This window comes from Streptomyces sp. NPDC101234 (genome assembly GCF_044767525.1).
GTDB classification, from domain to species: domain Bacteria; phylum Actinomycetota; class Actinomycetes; order Streptomycetales; family Streptomycetaceae; genus Streptomyces; species Streptomyces sasae.
The window spans coordinates 526,975-553,359 of record NZ_JBIWOA010000002.1 but is presented as its reverse complement, the minus strand read 5'-3'; the positions used below and the strand labels follow the sequence as shown (position 1 = coordinate 553,359).

The 26,385-nt window shown below is 70.9% G+C and carries 25 protein-coding genes; 13 read left to right on the top strand and 12 right to left on the bottom strand.

Translation table 11 applies throughout. The features are described 5' to 3' along the window. Window positions 1–26 precede the first annotated feature (26 nt). Complete coding sequence (locus tag ACIRR9_RS05815) at window positions 27–1,028, bottom strand: LacI family DNA-binding transcriptional regulator (RefSeq protein ID WP_403747956.1); 1,002 nt, start codon at window positions 1,026–1,028, stop codon at window positions 27–29. Between the two features lie 121 nt (window positions 1,029–1,149). Here ACIRR9_RS05815 and ACIRR9_RS05810 point away from each other — a divergent pair, with 121 nt between their 5' ends. The 4 genes from ACIRR9_RS05810 to ACIRR9_RS05795 all read left to right on the top strand — a co-directional run bounded on the left by ACIRR9_RS05810 (window position 1,150) and on the right by ACIRR9_RS05795 (window position 5,740). Then, window positions 1,150–2,304, top strand: coding sequence for a Gfo/Idh/MocA family protein (locus tag ACIRR9_RS05810; protein ID WP_403748182.1), 1,155 nt, complete (start codon window positions 1,150–1,152; stop codon window positions 2,302–2,304). Then, on the top strand, window positions 2,301–3,290 hold the full coding sequence (locus ACIRR9_RS05805; RefSeq protein ID WP_403747953.1) for a Gfo/Idh/MocA family oxidoreductase: 990 nt from the start codon (window positions 2,301–2,303) through the stop codon (window positions 3,288–3,290). The genes ACIRR9_RS05810 and ACIRR9_RS05805 overlap by 4 nt, the downstream gene beginning before the upstream one ends. Before the next feature lies 1 nt (window position 3,291). Continuing rightward, a complete protein-coding gene (locus ACIRR9_RS05800; protein ID WP_403747951.1) occupies window positions 3,292–4,374 on the top strand; it encodes a Gfo/Idh/MocA family protein in 1,083 nt (360 codons plus the stop codon). Between the two features lie 208 nt (window positions 4,375–4,582). Next, window positions 4,583–5,740 (top strand): RNA-guided endonuclease InsQ/TnpB family protein, encoded by a 1,158-nt coding sequence (locus ACIRR9_RS05795; protein WP_403747950.1) that lies wholly within the window; start codon window positions 4,583–4,585, stop codon window positions 5,738–5,740. A gap of 105 nt (window positions 5,741–5,845) precedes the next feature. Here ACIRR9_RS05795 and ACIRR9_RS05790 read toward each other — a convergent pair whose 3' ends face one another. Beyond that, window positions 5,846–7,633 carry a serine/threonine-protein kinase gene (locus tag ACIRR9_RS05790; RefSeq protein ID WP_403747947.1) on the bottom strand — a complete coding sequence of 596 codons (1,788 nt, stop codon included), beginning with the start codon at window positions 7,631–7,633 and terminating at the stop codon, window positions 5,846–5,848. A 223-nt stretch (window positions 7,634–7,856) separates the two neighbouring features. Here ACIRR9_RS05790 and ACIRR9_RS05785 point away from each other — a divergent pair, with 223 nt between their 5' ends. The 4 genes from ACIRR9_RS05785 to ACIRR9_RS05770 all read left to right on the top strand — a co-directional run bounded on the left by ACIRR9_RS05785 (window position 7,857) and on the right by ACIRR9_RS05770 (window position 13,274). Further along, entirely contained in the window at window positions 7,857–9,212 is a 1,356-nt protein-coding gene (locus tag ACIRR9_RS05785) for an aspartate aminotransferase family protein (protein ID WP_403747945.1), read from the top strand. 184 nt (window positions 9,213–9,396) lie between these two features. Next, window positions 9,397–10,095, top strand: a complete 699-nt coding sequence (locus ACIRR9_RS05780; RefSeq protein ID WP_403748180.1) for a GntR family transcriptional regulator — start codon at window positions 9,397–9,399, stop codon at window positions 10,093–10,095. Then, on the top strand, window positions 10,092–12,545 hold the full coding sequence (locus tag ACIRR9_RS05775; RefSeq protein WP_403747943.1) for a dolichyl-phosphate beta-glucosyltransferase: 2,454 nt from the start codon (window positions 10,092–10,094) through the stop codon (window positions 12,543–12,545). The genes ACIRR9_RS05780 and ACIRR9_RS05775 overlap by 4 nt, the downstream gene beginning before the upstream one ends. Before the next feature lie 78 nt (window positions 12,546–12,623). Continuing rightward, window positions 12,624–13,274, top strand: coding sequence for a hypothetical protein (locus tag ACIRR9_RS05770; protein ID WP_403747941.1), 651 nt, complete (start codon window positions 12,624–12,626; stop codon window positions 13,272–13,274). Between the two features lie 39 nt (window positions 13,275–13,313). Here the strand turns inward: ACIRR9_RS05770 and ACIRR9_RS05765 are convergent, their stop codons facing one another. From ACIRR9_RS05765 to ACIRR9_RS05750, 4 genes are all read right to left on the bottom strand, one after another. Then, the gene (locus ACIRR9_RS05765; protein ID WP_403747938.1) at window positions 13,314–13,727 is read right to left on the bottom strand and encodes a hypothetical protein; all 414 of its coding nucleotides are present in this window, start codon (window positions 13,725–13,727) and stop codon (window positions 13,314–13,316) included. Next, on the bottom strand, window positions 13,724–13,987 hold the full coding sequence (locus tag ACIRR9_RS05760) for a hypothetical protein (protein ID WP_384556922.1): 264 nt from the start codon (window positions 13,985–13,987) through the stop codon (window positions 13,724–13,726). The genes ACIRR9_RS05765 and ACIRR9_RS05760 overlap by 4 nt, the downstream gene beginning before the upstream one ends. A gap of 75 nt (window positions 13,988–14,062) precedes the next feature. Beyond that, window positions 14,063–14,302: a hypothetical protein gene (locus ACIRR9_RS05755; protein ID WP_403747935.1), complete on the bottom strand. Its 240-nt coding sequence runs from the start codon at window positions 14,300–14,302 to the stop codon at window positions 14,063–14,065. Between the two features lie 247 nt (window positions 14,303–14,549). Then, window positions 14,550–14,957 carry a hypothetical protein gene (locus ACIRR9_RS05750; protein WP_403747933.1) on the bottom strand — a complete coding sequence of 136 codons (408 nt, stop codon included), beginning with the start codon at window positions 14,955–14,957 and terminating at the stop codon, window positions 14,550–14,552. Between the two features lie 124 nt (window positions 14,958–15,081). Between ACIRR9_RS05750 and ACIRR9_RS05745 the strand changes: the two genes are divergently transcribed. Together ACIRR9_RS05745 and ACIRR9_RS05740 are read left to right on the top strand one after the other, a co-directional pair. Further along, entirely contained in the window at window positions 15,082–15,918 is an 837-nt protein-coding gene (locus ACIRR9_RS05745) for a helix-turn-helix transcriptional regulator (protein ID WP_403747930.1), read from the top strand. Continuing rightward, the gene (locus ACIRR9_RS05740; RefSeq protein WP_403747928.1) at window positions 15,915–16,160 is read left to right on the top strand and encodes a DUF397 domain-containing protein; all 246 of its coding nucleotides are present in this window, start codon (window positions 15,915–15,917) and stop codon (window positions 16,158–16,160) included. Before ACIRR9_RS05745 ends, ACIRR9_RS05740 begins: the two co-directional genes overlap by 4 nt. A 216-nt stretch (window positions 16,161–16,376) precedes the next feature. On the opposite strand, the gene ACIRR9_RS05735 is transcribed toward ACIRR9_RS05740, so the two are convergent. Beyond that, window positions 16,377–16,769, bottom strand: a complete 393-nt coding sequence (locus ACIRR9_RS05735; RefSeq protein ID WP_403747926.1) for a hypothetical protein — start codon at window positions 16,767–16,769, stop codon at window positions 16,377–16,379. A gap of 82 nt (window positions 16,770–16,851) precedes the next feature. Beyond that, on the bottom strand, window positions 16,852–17,577 hold the full coding sequence (locus ACIRR9_RS05730; RefSeq protein WP_403747923.1) for an SDR family oxidoreductase: 726 nt from the start codon (window positions 17,575–17,577) through the stop codon (window positions 16,852–16,854). Window positions 17,578–17,681: 104 nt separating this feature from the next. Between ACIRR9_RS05730 and ACIRR9_RS05725 the strand changes: the two genes are divergently transcribed. Further along, on the top strand, window positions 17,682–18,539 hold the full coding sequence (locus ACIRR9_RS05725) for a LysR family transcriptional regulator (RefSeq protein ID WP_403748178.1): 858 nt from the start codon (window positions 17,682–17,684) through the stop codon (window positions 18,537–18,539). Window positions 18,540–18,612: 73 nt separating this feature from the next. Continuing rightward, on the top strand, window positions 18,613–19,815 hold the full coding sequence (locus ACIRR9_RS05720) for an NAD(P)/FAD-dependent oxidoreductase (protein WP_403747921.1): 1,203 nt from the start codon (window positions 18,613–18,615) through the stop codon (window positions 19,813–19,815). A gap of 85 nt (window positions 19,816–19,900) precedes the next feature. Here ACIRR9_RS05720 and ACIRR9_RS05715 read toward each other — a convergent pair whose 3' ends face one another. Continuing rightward, the gene (locus ACIRR9_RS05715) at window positions 19,901–21,703 is read right to left on the bottom strand and encodes a bifunctional metallophosphatase/5'-nucleotidase (RefSeq protein ID WP_403747919.1); all 1,803 of its coding nucleotides are present in this window, start codon (window positions 21,701–21,703) and stop codon (window positions 19,901–19,903) included. 161 nt (window positions 21,704–21,864) lie between these two features. Further along, complete coding sequence (locus ACIRR9_RS05710; protein WP_403747918.1) at window positions 21,865–23,148, bottom strand: adenylosuccinate synthase; 1,284 nt, start codon at window positions 23,146–23,148, stop codon at window positions 21,865–21,867. A 197-nt stretch (window positions 23,149–23,345) separates the two neighbouring features. Here ACIRR9_RS05710 and ACIRR9_RS05705 point away from each other — a divergent pair, with 197 nt between their 5' ends. After that, window positions 23,346–24,185, top strand: coding sequence for a diacylglycerol kinase (locus ACIRR9_RS05705; RefSeq protein WP_403747915.1), 840 nt, complete (start codon window positions 23,346–23,348; stop codon window positions 24,183–24,185). Here ACIRR9_RS05705 and eutC read toward each other — a convergent pair. Both eutC and ACIRR9_RS05695 read right to left on the bottom strand, forming a co-directional pair. After that, window positions 24,163–24,927, bottom strand: a complete 765-nt coding sequence (gene eutC, locus ACIRR9_RS05700; RefSeq protein WP_403747912.1) for an ethanolamine ammonia-lyase subunit EutC — start codon at window positions 24,925–24,927, stop codon at window positions 24,163–24,165. The two genes, ACIRR9_RS05705 and eutC, sit on opposite strands and share 23 nt — an antisense overlap. Next, window positions 24,924–26,315, bottom strand: coding sequence for an ethanolamine ammonia-lyase subunit EutB (locus ACIRR9_RS05695; RefSeq protein ID WP_403747911.1), 1,392 nt, complete (start codon window positions 26,313–26,315; stop codon window positions 24,924–24,926). The genes eutC and ACIRR9_RS05695 overlap by 4 nt, the downstream gene beginning before the upstream one ends. Window positions 26,316–26,385 lie beyond the last annotated feature (70 nt).

The window sequence follows — 26,385 nt, the reverse complement described above, 5'->3', positions numbered from 1 at the left end:
CCCCCCGACGGCGGCTCCCGCCGCGTTCAGCGGCTCGGTGGCCCCGTCGTCCCCCGCACCTCAAGGAACGGCGTCACCAAGTCCACCGCGGCCGCCCTCCCCGGCTCCGCGATCCTCTCCAGGAGGCGCTGCGCGGCCCTGCGGCCCACCTCCTCGCTCGCGTTGTCCACCGTCGTGAGCCACAGGTGCCGCAGCCGGGAGAGGTACGTGTTGTCGTAGCCGACCAGGGACAGGTCCCGGGGGACGGTCAGTCCCGTCTCCTCCGCCGCCGAGAGCGCGCCCACGCAGGTCATGTCGTTGGCGGCGAAGACCGCCGTCGGGCGGTGCGCGCGGCTCAGCAGGCGGACCGTGGCCCGGTAGCCGCCCTCCTCCGTGAGGTCGCCCTGTTCCACCACCGCCGAGTCGGCCAGCCCGTGCGCCCGCATCGCCGCCTCGAAGCTGCGCCGGCGCAGCTCGCCGACCGCGCCCTGCCCGGCGATGTGCGCGATGTCCCGGTGACCGAGCCCGATGAGGTGCTCGGTGGCGAGGCGGGCGCCGATCTCGTCGTCGTTCGCGACGATGTCCACGGTGGACAGCACCGGCTCCCGGGTGCTGGCCACGACCGTCGGCACCCGGTCGGCGGCCCTGCGCAGCACTCCCGGATCCGGCAGCGTGCCGACCGCGATCAGGCCGTCCACGTGCAGTTCGGTGAAGGTGTGGGCGAGCTCCTCGCCGAGGTGCCGGTTCAGGTGCCCGTCGGCGAGCAGCATCCGCAGCCCGGCGTCGTACAGGGTCCGGTTCAGGCCGTCGAGGAGCTCCACGAACCAGGGGTTGCGCATGTCGTTCAGGAGGACGCCGACCGTGCGGGTGCGCCGCTCGCTGAGGCTGCGCGCGGCCGCGTTGGGCCGGTAGCCGAGCTCCTCGACCGCGGCCAGGACCGCCCGGCGCTTGTCCTCGCGGACGCCGTCCGCACCGCGCAGCACCAGGGAGACCAGCGACTTCGACACACCTGCGCGCGCGGCGACGTCACGGATGGTCGGGGCACTCATGCCATGGACCGTTCCACACCTACCCGACCCTTGTAAAGACGGCCGAATGTCTTGACATCAGCGGAAGCGCCCCCGCATCGTGGGCGGGCAGTCTCTGGAACGGTCCAAAGAAGGGCAGCCCATCGTGAGCACGCTCGGCGTCGCCGTCGTCGGATTCGGCTGGATGGGACGGGTGCACACCCAGGCCTACCAGCGGATCCCCCACCACTTCCCGCAGCTGTCCGTACGGCCCGAGCTGGTGGCCGTCGCGGAGGAGGTGCCGGGCCGGGCCGAGGAGGCCGCCGCGCAGTTCGGGTTCGCCTCGACCACCCGGGACTGGCGTGAGGTCGCCAAGGACCCCCGGGTGCAGGCCGTCAGCATCACCGCGCCGAACTTCCTGCACCGTGAGATCGGCGTCGCGATGGCGGAGGCCGGCAAGCACATCTGGATCGAGAAGCCGGTCGGGCTGACGGCGGAGGACGCCCGCGCCGTCGCGGACGCCGTGGCCGCGGCCGGGGTGCGCAGCACCGTCGGCTTCAACTACCGCAACGCGCCCGCCGTCGCCTACGCCCGCGAACTGATCGCCTCCGGCGAGCTCGGCACGATCACCCACGTCCGCGTCCGGCTCTTCAGCGACTACGCGGCCCACCCGGACGGCGCCCTGACCTGGCGGTACGAGCGGGCCCGCGGCGGCGGAGGCGTCCTCGGCGACCTGGCCTCGCACGGTGTCGACCTGGCCCGTTTCCTGCTCGGCGACATCGCCTCCCTCGCCGCCGACACCGCCGTCTTCATCCCCGAGCGGGCCCGGCCCACCGGCGCCACCGCCGGCCACACCCTGGCCACCGGCGGCGAACTCGGCCCCGTCGAGAACGAGGACTACGTCAACTGCCTGCTCCGCTTCGCCTCCGGCGCCCGCGGTGTGCTGGAGGCCTCCCGGGTCTCGGTCGGCGAGCAGAACAACTACGGCTTCGAGGTGCACGGCACCAAGGGCGCCGTCTTCTGGGACTACCGGCGGATGGGCGAACTCGGCGTCAGCCGCGGCACCTCCTACCAGGACCAGCCCGTCAGCACGGTCTACGTCGGCCCCGGCCACGGCGAGTACGGCGCCTTCCAGCCCGGCTCGGCCAACGCCATGGGCTACGACGACCTCAAGGTCATCGAGGCCCACAACTTCCTGCGCTCCATCGCCGAGGGCACCGCGTACGGCGCGACCCTGGAGGACGCCGTGCACAGCGCGACCGCCCTCGACGCGATGAGCCGCTCCGCCGAGCAGAGGACGTGGGTGAGCCTGGGATGAGCGGCGTCCGGATCGGAGTCGTCGGCGCCGGGAACATGGGCGCAGACCATGTGAACACCCTGCACCGCTGGGTCTCCGGCGCCGAGGTCGTCCTCGTCGCCGACCTCGACAAGGGGCGGGCCACCGAGGTGGCGGCGGCCGTGCCGGGCGCGCGGGCCACCGACGACCCCTACGCGCTGATCGCCGACCCCGAGGTCGACGCGGTCGTCATCGCCTCCCACGACAGCACCCACGCGGACCTCGCGATCTCCGCCGCCCGGGCGGGCAGACCGGTCATGTGCGAGAAGCCGCTCGCGCCGACCGCCGCGGAGTGCGTACGGGTCCTCCGGGAGGAGCGGGCGGACCTCGTCTCCCTCGGTTTCATGCGCCGGTTCGACCCCGGGTACGTCGACCTCAGGGCCGCGATCGCCGCCGGTACGGCCGGTGTGCCGCTCCTCGTGCACTGCAGAAGCCGGGGCGTGTCCTCCGCGCCCGGCGCCACCGACGAGTTCAGCGTCACCGGCTCCGCCATCCACGAGTTCGACACCGTGCCCTGGCTGCTGGACTCCCCGATCGTGGAGGTGAGTTGGCATGCGGCCCGCCCCACCTCCACCGTGACCGGGCTGCGCGACCCCCAGCTGATGCTGCTGCGCACGGCCGACGGCGCGCTGACCACGGTGGAGACGTTCCTCAACGCCGGGTACGGCTACGACATCCGCTGCGAGGTCGTCGGCGAGCACGGAACCCTCGCACTGACCGACCCGGCCCGGCTGGTGTCCGACACCGCCCGCACCCGGGCCACCGGCTACCCGGCCGACTGGCGGCCGCGGTTCGCCGACGCCTACCGCCTGGAGCTGCAGGCATGGATCGACGCCGTCGCCGAGGGGCGGCCCGCGCCGCTGGCCACCGCGTACGACGGGCTGGTGGCCTCCGCGGTCGCCGAGGCGGTCATCGCGTCCATGCACGCCGACGGCCGCACGGTCGCCGTCCAGGTCCCGGAGGTCTGAGGTGCCCACGCCCCCCGCGTTCCCCACCGCGCTGCCCGCCCCGCGCACCCCGGACCCGATGTCGGCGCCCGTCCTGCGCTGGGGCGTGCTCGGCACGGGCTGGATCGCCGAGCGTTTCGTGAGCTCGGTCCAGAACCACACCCGCCAGCGCTTCACCGCCGTCGCCTCCCGGGACGCGGGCCGCGCCAAGGAGTTCGCCGACCGGCACGGCATCCCGGGTTCGTACGGCTCGTACGAGGAGCTGGTCGCGGCGGCGGACGTCGACGTCGTCTATGTGGCGACCGAACACACCGCCCATCTCGCCTGCGCACGGCTGGCGTTGGAGGCGGGCAAGCACACCCTCGTGGAGAAGCCGCTGGCCCTGGACGCGGCCCAGGCGACGGAGCTGGCCCAACTCGCCTCCGCCCGCGGCCTGTTCTGCGCCGAGGCGCTCTGGACCTTCTTCCTCCCCCGCTTCGACGTGGTCCGCCAGATCCTCGACTCCGGGGTCCTGGGCGACCTCCACACCGTCCTGGCCGACCACGGCGAGCACTTCGCCCCCGGCCACCGCATCCTGCGCGCCGACCTGGCCGGCGGCCCGCTCCTCGACCTCGGCACCTACCCCGTCTCCCTGGCCACCTGGGTCCTCGGCGAGCCCGCCGAGGTCCTCGCCACCGGCCAGCCGCACCCGGCCGGCGTGAACGGCCAGATCTCCGCGGTACTCCGCGCCCCCGCCGGCAACCAGGCCGTCGTCCACACCACGCTCTTCAGCGACACCCCGACCACCGCGACCATCGCCGGCGGCCACGCCACCCTCACCCTGCCGGGCCCCTTCTACCAGCCCGGCGACATCCACCTCACCCCGTCCGGCGGCGGCACGACACTCACCTACTCGGAGCCGCACACCGCCCACGAGGGACTGCACTTCGAGGCGGCGGAGGTGGCGAGATGCGTGACGGAGGGCAGCCGGGAGACTCGGCTACGCCCGCTGGAGGCGTCGATCACCACACTCCGGGCGATGGATGCCATCCGCACGGCCTGCGGCATCGAGTTCCCCGACCAGCCAGACGCTTACGCGCAGAGTGTCATCCCCACCGGCCTGTAACAGGAGGCATGACTGCGTGCGGATCGCGTCCTGACGGACAAAGCATGTCATCTTGCCCTCCTATGCACGCAGTCGACGGACGGCACGAAGAGAACCAAGGCGACCCAGCCTCCCGGGGCACGGACAGTCGTTCGAACCGTCACCGGTTGAGGTACGGACGTACGAGAACCGTGCGCGCGTATGGACAGGGGTGTCTACGGTCGATGTCGTGAAGCTGGTGGTGCGGGTGAAACTGCTGCCGTCGCCCGAGCAGGCGGCGGCGTTGGAGACGACCATGCGCGCCTGCAACCGGGCCGCCGACTACGTGTCGACGGTCGCCTTCGAACGGGGGGTGAAGGACCGCAACGGGTTGCAGAGACTGCTGTACGGGGACGTGAAGGCCACGTTCGGGCTGTCGGCTCAGCCCACGGTACGGGTGATCAAGAAGGTCGTGGACGCCTACGGCACGCTGGCCGCGCAAGCCAGGGCCGGGCTGCTGGGCAACACCACTTCCCGGCGCTACCGCAAGGCCATGGGCACTCCGGTCGCCTTCCGGCCGGAGGCGGCGCAGCCGTTCGACGACCGATGTCTATCCTGGCAGACCGATACTCGCACAGTGTCGATCTGGACGGTGGACGGCCGGATGCGTGGCGTCCGCTATACCGGTGCCGCCGATCAGCTGAAGCTACTGGCCGAATACCGCAAGGGCGAGTCCGATCTCGTGCAGCGGGCCGGAAAATGGTTTCTGTTCGCCACCTGCGAGGTGCCCGAACCGGAGGCGTCCGAGCCGGTCGACTTCATCGGTGTGGACCGCGGCATCGTCAACCTCGCCACCACCTCCGACGGCATGAACTATCAGGGCCGGGGCCTGGCCCGCTACCGCAACTGGTGTGCCCGCAAGCGTGCCGAGCTGCAGAAGAGACAGACCCGCTCAGCCACCCGCCGCCTGGCCCACCGCGCCAAGAAGGAACACCGCCATGCCACCCACGTAAACCACAAGATCAGCAAGGAGATCGTGTCCGTCGCGCAACGCACCGGTCGCGGAATCGCCGTCGAGAAACTCGGCGGAATCAGCGAGCGGGTACGGCTTCGACGCGACCAGCGGGGCACGCTCTCCTCCTGGCCCTTCCACCAGCTCGGGCAGCACCTCGCCTACAAAGCCGGAAAGGCCGGGGTAGCTTTCCTGGAGGTGGACGCGGCCTACACCTCGCAACGCTGTCCAGGCTGCGGGCACACCGCTAAGGCCAACCGGCCGACTCGGGACCGTTTCTGTTGTCGTCGGTGCGGCCTCGCTGGGCCCGCCGATGTCGTCGCCGGGGTCAACGTGCGCGACCGCGCACGCTCGGCGTGGGCATTCGTCACCATGCCCGTCCCTGCCCCGGCCTGAGCACATCAGACCAGGGCAGGGAGATGCGACCCGTGACCGCCCTGTCGTAGGGGGCAGTCGGGAGCGCGACGAGGTGTGAACGATCGAGCGAACAAGCTCGGCCGTTCACGGCCGAGAAGGTGACTGCTTGCTGTAGGTCAGGCTCTCGCTGCCGTCCTTCGTCGCCCGCTTCAGCTTGCCGCTCGACAGCAGGGTCACCTCGGTTGCCTCTCCGGCGGTGCAGGCCGAACGGGGTTTGCCGGTCGTGACCTTGGACGGACCGATCGCCAACGGGCCTGCTGAGCCCGGTTTCCCGGTGAGCTTCGCCGTGAACTCGCAGTGGTAGCCGGGGCCGTCGGCGACGAGGGTGAGCACCGAGTCGCCCACCGCGCCCTGGCGGATGGTCAGTTCGCGGGTGTTGTGGCCGGTGGAGTTGTCGATCGCGGTGGTCCAGGTGCCGAGGAAGCCGGCCGGGACGGTACCGGCGGGGGTGGCCGACGCGGAGTCCGACCGAGTGGGCGAAGTCTCCTCGGAGGTGGCGGGGGCGGATGCCGACGGGGAGCGGGACACGTTGCCGTTCGCGTTGTCGTCGCTGCCGCCGCCGTTGTTCATGAGCGCGTACACCGAACCGCCCGCGGCCAGCAGCACGACCAGGGCGACGGTGACGAGGAGGGCCGTGGAACGTCCGGTACGGCTCGAATCGTCGGCGGGGGCGGGGTCGTAGGGCGGGGGCGGCGGGGCGTAGACCGGGGTCGGGTCCGGGGCGGCGGCGGTGGTGTAGGGGTTGTACGGCTGCGGCTGCGGGTGCTGGTGAGGCTGGTTCGGGTAGCCGTAGGCGGGGTGGGCGGGGGCGTGTTCGGGGGACGGGGTGTCGAACGTCGGCTGCGGATGGACCGTGGTCGGCCGCACCCCCGCGGTGGCGGCCGCGGATTCGGCACCGCCCCGCGTCCCGGAGTCGGCCGTCCCTGAGCCCTCGGTCAGGACCCCGTACACCGTCGGGTCCTCCACCTCCAGCAACTCCACGGCGTGGCGCCCCAGTTGGGCCAGCAGTTCGCCGGGCAGCCAGGGCTCCCTGGCCCGGCCCTCCCAGACCGTGGTGCCCGCTCCGGTCCGCGCCAGGATCGCGCTCAGTGACGGACGGGCCTCCGGGTCCTTGCGCAGGCAGTCGCGGACCACGTCGGCGATGCCTGCGGGGATCGAGGACAGGTCCGGCTCCTCCTGCGCTATGCGGAAGAGCATGGCGTGTTCGCCGCCCTCGGTGGAGCCGAAGGGCAGCCGGCCGGTGGCCGCGTAGGCGAGGACCGAGCCGAGGCAGAAGACGTCGCTGGCCGGGGTGACCCGGTCGCCGCGCACCTGCTCGGGGGCCATGAAGCCGGGCGAGCCGATGAGCGAGCCGGTCTGGGTGATCCCCTCGCCGGGCAGGGTCTCCAGCGCCCGCGCGATACCGAAGTCGATGACCCGGGGGCCCTCTATCGTGAGCATCACGTTGGACGGCTTGAGGTCGCGGTGGACGATCCCGGCCGCATGGATGTTGGTGAGGGCGTGTGCCAGCCCGGCGGCGAGGATGCGCACCGACCGCTCGGGCAGCGGGCCGTGGTCGTGCTCGACGACCCGCTGGAGGCTCGGCCCGGCGACATAGCCGGTGGCCACCCAGGGCACGGCGGCCTCGGTGTCGGCGTCGAGGACGGGGGCGGTCCAGAACCCGCCGACCCGCTGGGCGTTGCGCACCTCCTGCCGGAAGCGCTCCCGGAACTCCTCGCGCGCGGCCAGCTCCGCCCGCACGAGCTTCACGGCGACGGTGCGGCCGCGCTCCGAACGGGCGAGATAGACGTGCCCCATCCCGCCCGCGCCCAGCCGCGCCAGCAGCCGGTACTTCCCGATGTGCTGCGGATCCCCCGGCCCCAGCTTCTCCATGGCAGATCCGCTCCTCGCTCACACTTGTGATCGAGCCGAGAATAATGCGGCCGTTCCGGGAGACGGGTAGCGCCATGTCTACGGTTACGTAACAGGCACACGAGTCCTGAACAATTGACCGGACAATCGGACAAGCGGTTCGACAGACTGTCGCGTCCGCCGCCCGACCAGGGAACAAGTCGCCGATACCGCGCCCGTGCCGACCGCTCCTACGCTCCCCGCCATGACCCCTCAGCCCAGCCCCGAGGCCGGTGCCGCCGTCAAGGCCGCCGACCGTGCGCATGTGTTCCACTCCTGGTCCGCGCAGGACCTCATCGACCCGCTCGCCGTGGCCGGCGCCGAGGGGTCGTACTTCTGGGACTACGAAGGCCGCCGGTACCTGGACTTCACCAGCGGGCTCGTCTTCACCAACATCGGGTACCAGCACCCGAAGGTCGTCGCCGCCATCCAGGAGCAGGCCGCGAGGATGACGACCTTCGCGCCCGCCTTCGCCGTCGAGGCCCGTTCGGAGGCGGCGCGGCTGATCGCCGAGCGGACCCCCGGCGACCTGGACAAGATCTTCTTCACCAACGGCGGCGCGGACGCGATCGAGCACGCCGTGCGCATGGCCCGGCTGCACACGGGCCGCCCGAAGGTGCTGTCCGCCTACCGCTCGTACCACGGCGGCACCCAGCAGGCCGTCAACATCACCGGCGACCCGCGCCGCTGGCCCTCCGACAGCGGCGCCGCCGGGGTCGTGCACTTCTGGGCGCCCTTCCTCTACCGCTCCCGTTTCTACGCGGAGACGGAGGAGCAGGAGACCGCGCGGGCGCTGGAGCACCTGGAGACCACGATCGCGTTCGAGGGGCCGGGGACGATCGCCGCGATCATCCTGGAGACCGTTCCCGGCACCGCCGGGATCATGGTGCCGCCGGCCGGGTATCTGGCCGGTGTCCGTGAGATCTGCGACACGTACGGGATCGTGTTCGTCCTCGACGAGGTCATGGCCGGGTTCGGGCGGACCGGTGAGTGGTTCGCCGCCGACCTGTTCGGGGTCGTACCGGACCTGATGACCTTCGCCAAGGGCGTGAACAGCGGTTATGTGCCGCTCGGCGGTGTCGCCATCAACTCGGAGATCGCCGAGACCTTCGCCAGGCGGGCCTACCCGGGCGGGCTGACGTACTCCGGGCACCCGCTGGCCTGTGCCGCCGCGGTCGCCACCATCGGCGTGATGGCGCAGGAGGGGGTCGTCGAGAACGCGAAGCGGCTCGGTGCCGAGGTGGTCGGGCCCGCCCTCGCGGCGCTCGCCGAGCGGCACCCGAGCGTCGGCGAGGTCCGTGGTGTCGGCATGTTCTGGGCGCTCGAACTGGTCAAGGACCGGGCGACGCGGGAACCGCTCGTGCCGTACAACGCCGCCGGGGAGGCGAACGCGCCGATGGCCGCCTTCGCCGCCGCCGCCAAGAAGAACGGCCTGTGGCCGTTCGTGAACATGAACCGGACCCATGTGGTGCCGCCCTGCAACGTCTCCGAGGCCGAACTGAAGGAAGGCCTCGCCGCACTGGACGCCGCACTGAGCGTGGCCGACGAGTACACGGTCTGAGACGGACCAGAGCCGGACGGACACGGTCCGTAATCCGCCATACGGTACGGCCTAATCGGCCGCGCGGGTACGGGAAAGACAACTGAAGGATTACGGGAGCAACCCGAACGCGTAAGGTGGCGTGCTCGTAGATGTACATGTAAGCGAGCACGTCACCCGTATGCGTGAGGAGATGCACCCGACGATGCCCGGCAACGGCGCTGTGACCCGCAGTACCCTGCGCCAGCAGATCGCGGACGCGCTCCGTGACGAGGTGCTCGCCGGGCGGCTCCAGCCGGGCCGGGAGTTCACGGTCAAGGAGATCGCCGAGCAGTACGGGGTCTCCGCCACGCCGGTCCGCGAGGCCCTGGTCGACCTGTCGGCGCAGGGCATCCTCGACGCCGACCAGCATCGCGGCTTCCGGGTCCCGGAGTACTCCTTCGCCGACTACCGGAACATGATCGAGGCCCGCAGCCTGGTCACGAACGGCATGTTCCAGGCCCTCGTCGACGGCCACCCCCCCGCCTTCAAGGACCCCCAGGAGCCGCGCGTCGCCGCCGCCCTGGCGGGGGTCCGCCGGCGCGGCGAGGAGGCGCAGCGCGCCGCGACCGCCGGTGACCTGACGATCCTCATCGGCTACGACCTCCGCTTCTGGCGTGAGCTGTCCGCCCTGTTCGGCAACCCCTACCTCAGCGACTTCCTGCACCGGCTGCGTGTGCAGTCCTGGGTGTGCGCGGTGCAGCACCTACGGCGGCTGCCCGATCTACGCGGGTATCTGTGGTCCCGGCACACGGAGTTGGTCGACGCGCTGTCCCGCCGGGACGCGGAGGCCGCCCGTGGGATCGTCGCCGCGTACAACACGCACTCCCTCGCCCTGATCGAGCGACTGGCGGAGAACGGATGACCGCGCCCACGGAACGGGCCGACCCGGAGAGGGCCGACACGGAGCGGGTCGACCTCTCCGTCGTCATACCCGCGTACAACGAGGAGGAACGGCTCGGTCCGACGCTCGACGCCGTCACCCGCTACCTCGCCGACAACGAGAGCCGCTTCGGCTCGTGGGAAGTGATCGTCTCCGACGACGGTTCGACGGACGGGACGCGCGAGGTCGCCGCCTTACGGCACCCGCGCGTCCGCCTGGTCACGGCCGACCGCAACCGGGGCAAGGGCAACGCCCTGCGTCTCGGTGTCGCCGCGAGCAGCGGCGGCCGGGTGCTGGTCACAGACGCCGACCTCGCCGCCCCGATCGAGGAGCTGGAGCGCCTCGACAAGGCGCTCAGCGAGGGCAGCGCGGCGGCGATCGGCTCGCGCGCGGTGCCGGGCGCGGAGATAGCCGACCACCAGAGCCGGCTGCGCGAGCTGCTCGGCCGGGCCGGGAACCTCCTCATACGCGCGACGGCCGTGCCCGGCATCCGGGACACCCAGTGCGGTTTCAAGCTGTTCGACGGCGACCAGGCCCGTGCGGCCTTCGCCGACTCCCGTCTGGACGGCTGGGGCATCGACGTCGAGGTCCTCCAGCACCTGCACCGGAACGGCCTCCCGATCGCCGAGGTCCCGGTCCGCTGGAGCCACCGGCCCGGTTCCAAGGTCGGCCCGCTGGCGTACCCGAAGGTCCTCGCCGACCTCGCCCGCCTCCGGCTGCGCCGGCTGCGCCCGGCCGACCTCCTGGCCGCCGTCCTCTTCCTCGCCCTCTCCATAACCCTCTACTCGGGCCGCTTCTTCGACCCGGACCACCGCTATCTCGTCGACTCCCTCCAGGACCAGAACCAGTGGGAGTGGTTCTTCGCGGTGACCGCGGACAGCGTCGCGCACCTGCGCAACCCGCTCTTCTCCGACCTCCAGGGCTTCCCCGACGGCGTCAACCTGATGGCCAACACGGTCATGCTGGGCGTCTCCGTCCCGTTCGCCCCGCTGACCCTGCTCGCCGGCCCCGCGGTCTCGCTCAGCGTCTGCATGGCGCTCGGCCTCGCCGCGACCGCCGTCGCCTGGTACTGGCTGATCGTGAAGCGGGTGGTACGGCACCGGGGCGCCGCCTTCGTCGGCGCGGCCCTCGCGGCCTTCGCGCCGCCGATGGTCAGCCACGCCAACGCGCACCCCAACTTCGTGATCCTGTTCATGATCCCGCTGATCATCGACCGCGCCCTGCGGCTGGCCACCGGCACCCGGGTGCGGCGGGACGGGATCGTGCTCGGGCTGATGGCGGCGTACCAGGTGTTCCTGGGCGAGGAGCCGTTCCTGCTGGCGGCGCTGGGCATGACGTTGTTCGCCGTCGCGTACGCGGCCGTACGGCCACAGGTGGCGAAGGAGGCCTGGCGTCCGCTCGGCAAGGGGCTGCTGATCGCCGGGGCGGTCTGCCTCCCGCTGGTCGCCCTCCCCCTCTACTGGCAGTTCAAGGGCCCGCAGAGCTACCACAGCGTCCTGCACGGAGACAACGCCGGAAACAGCCCCCTGTCCCTGCTCGCCTTCGCCGAACGCTCGCTGCTCTTCGGGAACGCGGGGCGTGCCAACGAGCTCGCCCTCAACCCCACCGAGCAGAACGCGTTCTACGGCTGGCCGCTGATCCTGGTGGCCTTCGGGATCGTCGTACGACTGTGGGAACGGCCGCTGGTCAAGGCGCTGGCGTTCACCTCGGTGACGGCGGCGGTGCTGTCGATGGGCCCGAAGATCAGGATCCCGCTGACGGAGGCGGTGTATCCGGGCCCCTGGGCGCTGGTGCGGAAGCTGCCCCTCTTCGAGTCGGTGATCGAGGGCCGGGTGGCGATGGTCTGCGCACCGGTGCTGGGCATCCTGCTGGCCGTCTTCCTGGAGAAGGTGCTGGCCACACAGCGGATCGGCACCGTGTACTTCGGTCTGCTCGCGGTCGCGCTCGCCCTGCTCCCGATCCTCCCGGCGCCGCTGAAGGCGCAGCAGCGGGAGGCGGTCCCGGACTTCATCACGAGCGGGATGTGGAAGTCGTACGTCGGCAAGGGCGAGTCCCTGGTCCCCCTCCCGCTCCCCGATCCCGGCTACGCCGAGGCGCTGCACTGGCAGACCACCGCGGATCTCGGCTTCAAGCTCCCCGGCGGATACTTCAACGGCCCCTACGGCGACAACCGCATAGGCATCTACGGCGCCGCCCCCCGCTACACCTCGGACATGCTGCGGGACGTCCGCTACACCGGGAAGGTGCCGGTGATCGGCAAGAACTGGCGGGCGCAGGCCAAGCAGGACTTCGCGTACTGGAAGGCGGGCGTCCTGGTGGTCGCCCCGCAGCCCAACGATGACAAACTGCGAGAGGCGGTCGACGCCCTGACCGGAAAATCCGGTAAGTGGACGGGCGGGGTCTGGGTATGGGACCTGCACGGGGGGAGCTGACCGGCGCCGCACCGATTACTCTTCCCTGACCACCTGGCTGAGCACTTACTGTGAACTCGCTGATACGAGGAGCCTTCTTTGGCCTGTGACCTCTGGCTGGTACCGCTGGTCGACGTGTTGTGCCACACCCCCGACAACCCCTTCGCCGAGGAACTCGCGCAATACAACAAGGTGCTGGCCGAGGCTGGGCTGCCGCCGGTGCCGGTGTACCAGTACATGCCGGGCCTGTCCGGCGAGGTCGCACCCGTGGCCGGCTTCGACTACGACGCGCTGCACTTCCTGCGCCGCGCGTATCTCCTCCAGGTCTGCGGCCTCCCGGTGTCTCCCGTGGACGCCCTCGGCGGCGACTACGAGCAGCTGTTGGAGATGTTCGAGTCCACGGCCCAGCAGTCGCACCTCGTCTGGCACTACGACCACGCGGGCGCCTACGTCCCGGTCGACTTCCCGAACCCGCTCTCCAGCGACGAACTCCTCGCGAGCGGCGGCCCGCTGGGCTCCTCGCAGAGCCTGCTGCGCGAGCTGGAGTACGTCGCCCCGTCGATCGGCATCGACCCGGCGAACCCCCCGGCTCCGCCGCAGCCCCCCGCCGCCCCCACCGACCTGGAGGAACCGGCGATCCCGGCCCCCTACGACCCCAGCCCCTTCGCCCGCGAACGGCACGTGTGGCTGGGCCTGCACGCGGCGGCGACACGGAGCCTGGCACAGGGGTCGATGATCGTGTTCAGCTGACGGGCGGGGCGCCCGGGTTGGACGCCCCGGCCGGGCGGATCACCTCTGCTGCGGCAGCCTGATGGTACGGACCAGAGCCATGTCGGCGTAGAGGTCGGGGTCGACGGTCACGACATGACGACCGTCCGGCCAGTCGAGCGTCGGCCGTGACAGATGGACCGCGTGGCCGAGCCGCCACTCCACGCCGTCACGCAGCAGCGCACCGACGGTGGAGGCACCGGCGAAGTCCAGCTCGACGATCTCGACGGCCGGAAGCGCGCCGACATGCTCCGCGAGCCCCTTGCGCATGCCGTCGGCGGCGGCCAGGCAGAGCGCCGGGACATAGACGTGCCGGGTCGGCCCGTGCTCCGTGTTCGACACGAACTGTGAGGCCAGCGAGTTCCCCGACCCCAACGCCAGCAGGGCGGACTCGTCGAAGACGACACCGGTGGAACCGGTCCTCATCGCGCTCACAGACTGTCCACCGGCCGTCCGGCCTCAAGGTCCTGCCAGATCTTCTCCACCCGGTCGTGGTCCTCGTCGGTGAAGGTCGCCCCGAAGTGCGTCTCGCAGTACGCCTTCGTCTCCTCGTACCGCTTGCGCAGCTCCTCCTGCGTGGGCGTGGCCCCCGCCAGCTCGGCGATCAGGTCACGCATGGTCATCCCGCGCTCCCGGGCGAGCACCATGAGGCGGTCACGGACAGCGGGGTCGACCTTGACGGTGGTGTCAGCCATGACGCAAGTATACCTCCGGTATACCGTGTCGGGCCGTTCGAGCAAGGCAGTCATTTCATTCCTTTCGCTTTGGAGCTAGGCCGCCACGAGGCGAACTTTTTGCATTTCACCCGCCGGTGCCGCCGATTCGTACGGCCTGTCGAATACCTCGCAGACCGTCGAGTACTGCCGGGTCACCGGGTCCCGGCTCACCACGCGCCGCAGATACCGCCGTTCCTCCAGCTCACGCAGGGAGGCGACGACCGACATGCACCCTTCCCTGCGCCGCTCGGCGATGATCCGTTCCGTGATCCAGCAGCCGTTCGGAAGGCTCAAGAGGTACGCCAGTACGCCTACCGCTCCCCAGGACAGACGTCGGTCCCTGGAAAGGGATTTGGCGAGGGCTGCGAAGGCGCGCAGCGGCGCCGTACGATGAACGCGCATCCGGAGTTGCTCTCTCCCGGTGTCGAGCCCCCGGGTGTTGGCGCACCGCGGGGGCAATCTGTTGATCGTGACTTTAGGGCCACGCAAAGCGCCGCGCGCAAGCCGGAATCCCTTTTTCCTGGCCGCTTGTTGACACATTTCACCCCGGCGAGTGAAGCGCGGTCCGCAGCAGTCGCGTGTGTACGAAACGGCCGGGAGCGGTCGGCCGGTACCGCCACGACAGCGGCCACGTCATGTCGTCCAGCGCGGGGATCGGAATGTACGACACGCACGCCGGAACGGCGGTCAGTCTGGTCACCTCCGCAGGCCAGGGCAGGTGATCCGTACTCCCGGCCGGGACGAGGAAGTACACACACCGCCGCCCACTGGCGACCTCGATGACGGGCCCCGGGTCACCCCCGGTCATCTCCGCGAGCCGATCGGCGAGCCGCCGCCCCCAGTCGCCGTCGTCCACCCGCACGGCGTCGAACTGCACTCCGGCTTTGCGGAGTTGGACGCCGGAGGCCGGCAGCCAGCCGAGGTTTAACTGGTCGCTTTGCGTGTTCATGGGACCAGTTTCGGCAGGCGGGGCTAGCTTTTCCATAACCCTGAGTCGACCACCGAATACGGTCGGAAATCGGGGTGCGCGGGTTGTGACCGGTTGAGTTCGGTTGAGTTCGGAGGTGACCGCAATGGCGCGGGCCGAGAACAAAGAGGAAGCGGGCGGTACGGCACAGATGGTGGCCGCCCTGGCAAAGGCACTGCGTGAGCAACAGGAACTGACACAGGAGGAGTTGGGCAAGCGGACCGGGTACACGGCATCCGCGATCAGCGCGATGGAGACATGCGCGCAGCCCGCCAGCGACAAGATGCTGGTGGCGTTGGAGGAGGCCATCGGCAACGGGATGGGCGTCTTCGAGAAGGCCCGCAAGTGGATCCTGCTGGAGAAGTACCCCGCCCGGTTCCGGGGCTTCTCGGAGCTGGAAGCCGGCGCGGTCACGATCTCGTCGTACGGGACGCACGTGGTCGACGGCCTGTTCCAAACCCAGGACTACGCGCGGGCGCTGATTGGGGGCGGCTTCCCGCCGGTCTCCGAGCAGAAGCGCGAAGAGCTGGTCGAGGCGCGGCTGGCCCGCCGGGCGCTGTTCAAGCGGGAACCGGTGCCGATGATCGAGCTGATCCTCGAAGAGAGCGTGCTGCGGCGGCCGTTCGGGTCCTGGGAAGTACTTCGCGGACAATTGCTCTCGCTCGTCGAGGACGCGGGGCGGGACAATGTGTGTCTGCAAGTCCTCCCGATGGAGCGGGGGTTGCGGGGCACGTACGCCGGTGATCGCGGCCCCATGAAGATGGTGGTGACCGCGGAGCACGAACACGTCGTCTATATGGAGATCGAGGACCAGGGGATCCTAGTCAGCGAACCGGAAGAGGTGTCCCAACTCGCCCACCGCTATGCGAAGATCCGCGCACAGGCCCTGAGTCCCGACGACTCGGTCGGCCTCATCGAACGGTTGGCAGGAGAGAAGCGATGACCCGCACCGGAACCCTGCGATGGTTCAAGTCCAGCTACAGCGACAGCGGAGGCGGCGACTGCGTCGAGACCGCCTACACCTGGCGCAAGTCCTCCTACAGCGACGACGGCGGCGGGAACTGCCTCGAAATATCCCCCTGCCCCCACACCATCCACATCCGCGACTCCAAGACGGCCCCCGGCGGCCCCCACCTCACCGTCTCCCCCACCGCCTGGGCCGCCTTCCTGAAGTCGGCAGGGTGAGCGCCGGCGCTTCCGTGGACGCCGCGATCCTGACGGTGATCGACGCCGTCGAGCGACGCGCCTCGGCTCGGGGCGGCAGCCACCCGGCTGGACTACGCTGCAGCGCCCCGTAAGGGGCGCTGGGGGTACCCCCGGCCGAAGGCTGGGGGAGGAACTGCGCGACCAGCCCACACCGACCCGCGGCCGACCGACGACGCGGCACTCCCAGCGGAGCGCTCAGCCGAAGACGGTGAACAGGGCGAGCGCCGGTCCGGTCGCGTAGACGAGCACGCCCAGGGCCAGGGCGGTCCACGGCCGTCGGGCCAGTACCGCCCCGAGCACGACCGTGACCACCGCGGCGGCCAGCGCGACCCACGGCCCGAACATCGCCACGAGCATCCACCCGCCGGAGTCGTCGCAGAACCGCGCTGTCCCGGCCGAGGTGCCACAGCTGTCACCGGCGAAGAGCATGCCGAAGGACAACAGCCCGTCGATCGCGACCGCGGCCGCGAGCAGCAGCCCGGCCACCACCGCGAAGACCACCCTGTGGGGCCGCCCCGGTGAGGGAGACGGCGGCGGAAACCCGGGCCCGTACGTCGGCGGGTACGGGGGCGGCGACGGAAAGCTCATGCCCCCCATCTCACCCCCGCCCGCCTGTCCCTGCCTGAGTACGGCTACTCAACCGGGATGAGCACGGACGGCTCACTCGGCCTTACCAGGGCACCACCCCGTCCTCGTCGAAGAAGCCGCCGGTCGGGCCGTCGTCGGGGAGGGTCGCGAGGCGGATCGCGACGGTCGCGCCCTGTTCGGGGGTGCGGTGGCCCCGGAAGCCGTTGAGGTCGGTCGCGCAGTAGCCGGGGCAGGCCGCGTTGATCAGGATGTTCGTGTCCTGGAGCTCCTTGGCGTACTGGACGGTGACGGCGTTCAGGAACGTCTTCGACGGTGAGTAGGCGACGGCGATCGGGCCGACCTCGGCGCCTGGGGTGGTCTGGAGGGTGAGGGAGCCGACGCTGCTGGAGACGTTGACGATCCGCGGGGACGGCGACCGGCGCAGCAGCGGCAGCATCGCGTTGGTGACGCGGATGACGCCGATGACGTTGGTCTCGACGGCCGTCCGGACCGTCGCGACGTCGACGGTGGTGGGCAGTTGCGATGCGCTGCCGGTGACGCCGGCGTTGTTGACAAGGACGTCGAGGCGGCCGGCGCGGTCCTCGATCAGCCGGGCCGCGGCCGTCACGCTCGCGTCGTCGGTGACGTCGAGGGGTACGCCGAACGCGTCGACGCCGTCCGCCCGCAGCTTCGCCACGGCGGCCTCCCGGCGCTCCGCGTCCCGGGCGCCGACGCCGACGCTCCAGCCGAGGGCGCCGAGACCGGCCGCGATCTCGTATCCGATGCCCTTGTTCGCGCCGGTCACCAGCACGGTCCTGTGTTCGCTCATGTCTCCGATCCTGTCCGGGGCGGGGCCGGGTCGGCCAACACCGATCGGGTGGGGATCGATACCTCACGGGTATCGATTCCGGTCGGGTCGGTAGCATGAGCGACGTGGAGACGCGGGAGTTGCGGTACTTCGTGGCCGTCGCCGAGGAGCTGCACTTCGGGAGGGCGGCACAGCGGCTCGGGATGGCGCAGCCGCCGCTGTCGCGGGCGATCAGCCTGCTCGAACGGCGGCTCGGGGCGACGCTGCTGGAGCGCACCAGCCGGGCGGTCACCCTGACCGAGGCCGGTTCGGTGCTGCTGCGGGAGGCCCGGGCGGCGCTGGACGCGGTGGAGGCCGCCGAGCGTCGTACCCGCCGCGCCGCACTCACCCAGACCGGCCAACCCGGCGTGGTCCTCGCCACGAAGGCCGGCGCGTCCGGCGAACTGCTGGCGAAGATGCTCGACGCCTACGCCGCCGAACCCGACGCGGTCGCCGTCGATCTGCTGCTGTGCGGGATCGGCGAGCAGGAACGCATGCTGCGCGACGGCCGGGCCGACGTGGCGCTGCTGCACCTGCCGTTCGACAGCACGGCCGGCTTCGACACCGAGGAACTGGTCACGGAGAGCCAGGTCGTGGTGCTGCCCGCCGGGCATCCCCTCACCACCCGCGCCCAGGTGCGGACGGCCGAGGTCAGAGCGCTGCCCGACCTGCCGCTGCCGCGCTGGCCCGGCCCCGACGGCAGCTACCCGGACGGGCCCGGTCCGCAGGCCCGGGACCATGCGCAGCTGCACCAGCTGATCGCGCTCGGCCGCGCCTGCTGGATCGCGCCGGAGTCCTGCCGGTCCCAACTGCGCGAGGGCCTCGTCGCCGTACCGGTGCCGGACGCACCGCCGGTCACGACCGTGATCGCCTGGCCGCCGCACAGCCGCTCCCGTGCCGTCGCCGGTCTGGTCCGGGCTGCCGTACGTCACCGTACGTCCTGAATATCCCTAAGATCCTGGCCGGACGGACACATACGGACGGACACGGACGGACGGGCGATGGGAGACAGCGTTCATGACTGCGGCTGATGTCTTGGTGGTCGGCGCCGGTGTGGTGGGGGCCTCCGTGGCGTACCACCTCACCCGGCTGGGCCACGACCGGGTGACCGTCGTCGATGCCCGGGAGCGTGGCGTGCTGCCCGGCTCGACCGGTCTGGCCCCCGGTCTCGTCGGACAGCTGAGCGCCACCCCTGAACTCGCCGTCCTGGCCAAGGACAGCGTCGCCACCTACCGCGGCCTCCCGCAGACCCCGCCGGTGTTCTGGCAGGTCGGCTGTCTGGAGGTCGCCACCGGTCCCGGCCGGCTGGAACAGGCGCACCGCGATGTCGAACACGGCCGCACCCTCGGCATCGAGGCCCGGGTGGTCGACGCGGCGGAAGCCGTGGCGCTGGCCCCCGCCCTCGTCGACGCCGAACGGGCGCTGGGCGGGCTGCACATCCCCTCCGACGGTGCCGCCGACCCCGTCGCCCTCACGCACGCCCTGGTGGCCGCGGCGGAACGGGGCGGGGCGGTCTTCCGCTGGAACACGCCCGTGCGCGGGCTGGAGAGCGAGCGGGGGCGGGTGGTCGGGGTCCGGGCGGGCGATGAACTCGTCAAGGCCGGTGCGGTCGTGCTGGCCGCGGGGATCTGGGGGCCGGTGCTGGCGGCGGAAGCCGGCGTCCGGCTGCCCCTGGTGGCCGTTCAGCACCCGTATGTGTTCACCGCCGAGGTGGACGGTCTGGACGAGACCCCCATCGACACCCCGATCGTGCGCTATCCCGAGCACGCGGTCTACTCCCGCCGCCACGGCCGCCGTTACGGCCTCGGCACCTACGCGCACGCCCCGCTCCCGCTGACCCCCACGCCCGCGCCGGCGTCGGCGGAAACCCCGTTCCGGGAGAGCGACTTCGGGACGGGTCTCCGGGAAGCGACCGCGCTCGTACCGGCGTTCCGGAACACACCCCTGGACGGCCGGGTCAACGGCGCGTTCGCCCTCACCCCCGACGAACTCCCCTTCGTCGGCCGGGCCGCCGCGACGCCCGGCCTGTGGTTCGCGGAGGCGTCCTGGGTGACCCACGCCGGAGGTGTCGGCCGGCAGCTCGCGAGCCTGCTCCTGGAGACCGGGGAGCCGCTGGTCGACCCGGAGCGCCTGGCCCCCGACCGCTTCGCCGACTGGACCGACGCCAGGATCCGCGAGACCTCGCTGGCCCACTACCGGGGCATCTACGACATGCACTGACCGTGCACCGGGGTACGGCCGAGGGGGGCCGGACCGGAGCGGTGCTCCGGTCCGGCCCCCCTCTGCTTTTCCTGCCTCTGCTTCCCTAGAAGACCGGCGTCCCGTCCTGGGTGAGCTTCCAGTTGACGGCCGCGAAGTCGGCCGGGTTCAGGGTGCCCTTGGCCAGCAGGTAGTCGATCATCAGCTGGCGGATCTCGTTGGTGGAGCTGTAGGCGATCTCGGCGGACGCGATGTGCGGGTAGCCGGAACCGCCGTTGGCACGGTAGTTGTTGACGGCGACAACGAAGACCTGGTCGTCGGCGACCGCGGTGCCGTTGTAGCTGAGGTTCTTGATCCGGGACCCCTCGGCCTGCGCGATGTCGATCTCGTAGGAGACACCGGCGGCGGTGTCGTACATGTAGTCCCAGAAGCTGTTGGCGTTGGTGAGGGTCGAGGTGTCGACCTTCGTGCCGCTCGGCACCTGGTGGTAGTACTTCGCCGCGTACTCCAGGTAGTCCTTGAGCTGGGCGCCCGTCAGCTTCTTGCCGTACAGGGTGTTGTCGTAGATGTAGAGGCCGGCGACGTCCTTGATGGTGACGTTGCCCGCCGGGATGTCGGCGGTGCGGCTGAAGGGCGCGGCGACCGAGATCAGCGGCAGGGCCGCGTCGGCCGTGCTCAGGCCCGCCTTCACCGACTGCATCTGGACCTCCTGGATGAAGTCCATGATCGGCACGTCCTTCCAGCAGGACTCCGCCGCCGAGAGGTCCTCGGTGCAGGTGCCGACGGCCGTGTTGACGTACTTCACGACGAGTTCGTGGTCGGCTTCGAGGAGCTTCTTGATCTCGGGGTCCTCGTCGACCGTGTTCGGGTTGAGGGTCTGGGCGGTCTTGCTGGTCACCTTCCAGCGGCCGTGCTCCAGCTCGACCTCGAAGTCGAAGACGCTGAGCCGGTAGCCCCAGCAGTACGGCTCGGAGAGCAGGACCTCCTCGCCGGTGTCCGCGTTCTTCACGGTGTACGACGACACCTCGACGTGGGTGTGGCCGACCAGGATCGCGTCGATGCCGGGGACCTGCTCGGCGACGAGGTTGGAGGCGTTCTCGACGTAGGGGAGTTCGTCGCCGTAGGAGGAGGAGCCGTCGAGGCCGGAGTGGTCGGTGAGGAAAACGACGTCGCAGCCGAGGGCGCGGAGTCTCGGCACGTACTTCTTCGCCTGCTCGACCAGGCCGGGGAAGACCATCTTCCCGCTGACGTTGTCCTTGTCCCACAGGGCGATACCGGGGTTGGTGAGGCCGAGGATGCCGACCTTGATGTCCGGGGCGCCGGGGACGCGGATCCGCTTCACGGTGTAGGGCTGGAAGGCGGGCCGCAGGGTCTTCGCGTCCAGCGCGTTCGCGCCCAGCAGCGGGAAGTGACACTGCTGCTCGAACTTGCGCAGGGTGTCTATGCCGTAGTTGAACTCGTGGTTGCCGAGGGCCGCGGCGTCGTAGCGCATGTGGTTCATGGCGACGGCCATCGGGTGCCTGACGGTGTCGCTGATGGGGTCGACGCGGGCGAAGTAGTAGGCCAGCGAGGTGCCCTGGATGATGTCACCGGCGTCGACGAGCAGGACGTGGTCCTCGCCCTTGGCCGCACGCTGCTGCTTGATGAGGGTGGCGACCCGGGCGACGCCTACGGAGTTGCCCTTGCTGTCGCTGTAGGCCGCGTCCTTGTAGTAGTCCCAGTCGAAGACGTGGCTGTGCAGGTCGGTGGTGCCCAGGATCGAGAAGGTCCAGGTGCGGGGCTTGCACTCGGGCTTCTGCGGGGCGGCCTCGGCGGTGCCGGTGCCGAGCGTGCCGGCCACGGCGACCGCCGCTCCGGTCACGGCCGACTTCTGCACGAACTCACGGCGGTTCATGGGATTGACGGGCATTCAGTGCTCCTGGAAGGGCATGGACGTCGGATGGGGCGGGCGCGGCGGCGGACTACCCGCGTAGATGCTGGCCTCCACCCGTTACCGGCGATACCTCCGGCAGCCCAAGGGCCGGTCAAGGATTCCCAAGACCGGCCCAAAACGAGCTGTGAACTCATGCTCTACAGGAACGAGTTGATTTCGATCGTCTCGTCCCGGCCCGGTCCCACGCCGATCGCGGAGATCGGGGCGCCGGACATCTCCTCCAGCGCCTTGACGTAGTTCTGGGCGTTCTTGGGGAGGTCCGAGAAGGACTTGGCCTTGGTGATGTCCTCGGACCAGCCGGGCAGGGTCTCGTAGACCGGCTTCGCGTGGTGGAAGTCGGTCTGGGAGTAGGGGAGCTCCTCGACCCGCTTGCCGTCGATCTCGTACGCCACGCAGACCGGGATCTGCTCCCAGCCGGTGAGGACGTCGAGCTTGGTGAGGAAGAAGTCGGTCAGGCCGTTCACGCGGGTCGCGTAGCGGGCGATGACCGCGTCGAACCAGCCGCAGCGGCGGTCACGGCCGGTCGTCACACCCCGCTCGCCGCCGATCCGGCGCAGCGCGTCGCCGTCCGCGTCGAAGAGCTCGGTCGGGAACGGGCCCGCGCCGACGCGGGTCGTGTACGCCTTGAGGATGCCGATGACCCGGCTGATCTTCGTCGGACCGACACCGGAGCCGGTGCAGGCACCGCCGGCGGTCGGGTTCGACGAGGTCACGAAGGGGTACGTGCCGTGGTCGATGTCGAGGAGCGTGCCCTGGCCGCCCTCGAAGAGCACGACCTTGTCGTCCTCCAGGGCCTGGTTGAGGACGAGGACCGTGTCGGCGACGTACGGAGCGAGCTTCTCCGCGTAGCCCAGCAGTTCCTCGACCACCTGGTCCACGGCGATCGCACGGCGGTTGTACAGCTTGGTGAGGAGCTGGTTCTTGACGTCGAGGGCCGCCTCGACCTTCTGGGTCAGGATCGACTCGTCGTAGAGGTCCTGAACCCGGATGCCCACCCGGTTGATCTTGTCCGCGTAGGTCGGGCCGATACCGCGCCCGGTCGTACCGATCTTCCGCTTCCCGAGGAAGCGCTCCGTCACCTTGTCGACGGTCACGTGGTACGGCGTGATGATGTGCGCGTTACCGCTGAGCATGAGCTTGGACGTGTCGACGCCACGCTCGTTCAGACCGCTCAGCTCGGAGAGCAGGACCGACGGGTCGACGACGACGCCGTTGCCGATGACCGGGACACATGTGGGCGAGAGGATTCCGGAAGGGAGGAGGTGGAGCGCATACTTCTGGTCGCCCACGACGACCGTGTGGCCGGCGTTGTTGCCGCCCTGGTAACGCACCACATAGTCGACGGAGCCGCCTAGCAGGTCCGTCGCCTTTCCCTTGCCTTCGTCACCCCACTGAGCACCGAGCAGCACAAGTGCGGGCACGCGCGTACACCCCTTCCGGGCGGGGCATGTCCAAGGTCAGGGGCGTACGCGTAAGGTTCGTCGCCGCGTACCACCGCGACCGTCTTTGGTCGCACAACCGTCGGACCGGATGCCCCGGAATAGACGAAGCCCCTGGCGCAATAGCGCAAGGGGCTCTTGCACAGTGATGCTACCCGAGGAAGCGAGGCAGGACCGAGGTGGCGACTTTCGCGACGTCCGATCAGCTGCTGGTGATCATCGATCCGGCGGCACGGCAGACGGACGGTGAATCCGTCCGGATCGCGAAAGACGTGCTCAGCGCGGGTGCGGCCGCGAAGGTGTGCATGCCGGACGGCCCCGAGGAATTCGCCCGGGTACTGGCCCGTCGGGGCTCGCGGCGCCCGGTGGTGGTGGGCGACGACTGCGCTCTGGTGCGTGCGGTGACCCTGTTGCACCGGCAGCGGGAGCTGGCCGGATGTGCGCTGTCGGTGGTCCCGGTGGGCGGTGCGCTGAGCGTCGCGCACGCGCTGGGGGTGCCCACGGGTGCGGTGGCGGCGGCCCGGACGGTCCTGGACGGCGTGGAACGGCGCCTGGACCTGCTGGTCGACGACAGCGACGGGGTGGTGCTGGGCGCGCTGCGGATCCCGCCGGTGGCGGCCGCGGCGTCGGTCGAGGAGTCGGTGGCGGCACGAGGGTGGCTCCGGCCCTACCAGCACCTCGTCCGCTCCCTGTCCACCCGCCCGGCCCCGACCGTGCCCCGCCCCGGCCCCGCGCGGCTGCGCGTCGAGGTCGACGGGGAGACGGTGGTGGACCTGGACCAGCCGGTGGAGGCGGTGTCGGTGACGCCGGGCGGCCGCGGTGGGGTGGCGGAGGTGGAGGTACGGCCGCTGTCGGTGGGCGCGGAGGCGACGCCGGTACGGGCCGCCGGGCGGACGGTGACGGTACTGGGCGCGGACTTCCGCTACCGGGCGGACGGCGGGGTCGCGGGCCCGGTACGACGCCGGACCTGGCGGGTGGTGGAGGGTGCTTGGGGGCTTACGGTGCCGGGGGCTCCATAGCGGGGGCGTGGAAGCCGGACTCGTCCTTCAGCTCCACCCCCGTCCGCCCCAGCTCCCGCCCCCGCCTCATCAGCCCCGCCAGCTTCGCCGCCGCCGTCTCGTACGTCAGGCCCAGTGGTGGCCGGATGTTGCTCAGGCAGTTGCGGTCGGCATCCGTCGTCACCCCCGGTACCGGTCGGTGGGTCAGGTACGCGCCCAGGGAGTCCGCCGCCGACATGCCGGGGCGTTCGCCGATGAGGACGACCACCGTCGTCGTGCCCATCGCCGACGCGATGTCGTCGCCGAGGGCCACCCGGGCCTGTTCGGCGAGGATCACCGGGGCGATCCGCCAGTCCGGCAGGCGGGCCGTCGTCGCCCGGACCAGCGCCGCCGCGTGCTCGTGCACCGCCCGGCTGGACAGCCCGTCGGCGACCACGAACACCACGTCCCAGTCGCCGGCCGGGAGGTGCGCGCGGTCCACGGGGTCGAGGCGGCGGCCCAGGTCGGGGCGCTGGAGGTAGGTCAGCCGGTCACCGGCCGCGCTGCGGACCCGTACCGTCGGCATGCCCTGCAGCCCGGCCGTCACGGTGTCCGGGGCGAACGGCGAGTGCACCGCGTCCCGGGCCGCCGCGTGGGCGGCCTGGAGGCCGAGGCGGTGGTGGGTGGGGAGGGCGGAGCCGGCGCGGCCGAGGCCGATCCTGGCCTGGGTGTGGCGGCGGAGCAGCGGCCACAGTTCGTCGTTCCTGACAGCCGTCTCGGTCATGCGGCCAGTTCCCTTCCGATGGCGGTCAGCGGGTGGCCGGTGCCGGTGTCGCGGAGGCCCCCGCGTTCGTCCAGCAGGCCGATGCCGGCGAGCCAGGCCTCGAACTCCGGGGCCGGGCGCAGGCCGAGCACCTCGCGCAGGTAGAGCGCGTCGTGGTACGAGGCGGACTGGTAGTTGAGCATGATGTCGTCGCCGCCCGGGGTGCAGATGACGAAGGATGCGCCGGCCACGCCGAGCATGGTGAGCATCGTGGCGATGTCGTCGTCGTCCGCGTCGGCGTGGTTGGTGTAGCAGATGTCCAGTCCCATGGGCAGGCCGAGGAGCTTGCCGCAGAAGTGGTCCTCCAGGGCGGCGCGCAGGATCTGGCGGCCGTCGTAGAGGTACTCCGGGCCGATGAAGCCGACGACGGTGTTGACGAGGAGCGGGTCGTAGCGGCGGGCCACCGCGTAGGCGCGGGCCTCCACGGTCTGCTGGTCGACGCCGTGGTGCGCGTCGGCCGACAGGGCGCTGCCCTGGCCGGTCTCGAAGTACATGACGTTGTCGCCGACCGTGCCCCGGCCGAGCGCCCGGGCCGCCTCGTACGCCTCGTCGAGGAGGGCGAGCGTCACACCGAAGGAGGCGTTCGCGGCCTGGGTGCCGGCGATCGACTGGAAGACCAGGTCGACCGGGGCGCCGCGCTCCATCAGGTCCAGGCTCGTCGTGACATGGCACAGCACGCAGGACTGGGTGGGGATGGCGTAGCGGCTGATCACGCCGTCCAGGAGGTCCAGCAGGTCGCGGACGGCGCGGGGGCTGTCGGTCGCCGGGTTGATGCCGATCACCGCGTCGCCCGAGCCGAGGAGGAGGCCGTCGAGGAGGGCGGCGGCGACACCGGCCGGGTCGTCGGTGGGGTGGTTGGGCTGGAGGCGGGTGGCGAGCCGGCCCGGGAGGCCGATCGTGGAGCGGAAGGCGGTGACGACCCGGACCTTGCGGGCGACGGCCACCAGGTCGGCGTTGCCCATCAGCTTGGACGCCGCCGCCGCCATCTCGGGGGTGAGCCCGGGGGCGAGGGCGGCGAGCGCGGTCGCGTCCGCCGCCTCCGAGAGCAGCCACTCGCGGAACTCGCCGACCGTCAGCCCGGCGACCGGCGCGAACGCGACGGGGTCGTGGGTGTCCACGATCAGCCGGGTCACGTCGTCGTCCTCGTACGGGATCACCGGCTCGGCCAGGAACCGGGCGAGCGGCACCTCGGCCAGCGCCCAGCGGGCCGCGACCCGCTCCTGGGCGGACGCGGCGGCGAGGCCGGCCAGCCGGTCGCCGGAGCGTTCCGGGCTCGCGGCGGCCAGCAGCCGGGCGAGCGAGCCGAACCGGTAGCGGTGGCCGCCGAGGGTGGCGGTGTACGTGCTCATGGCGGCGACCGTACGAGGGGCGTGTTGCCGCCAGATTTCTAAAGGTCTGGTTGACAAACATTTAACGCAC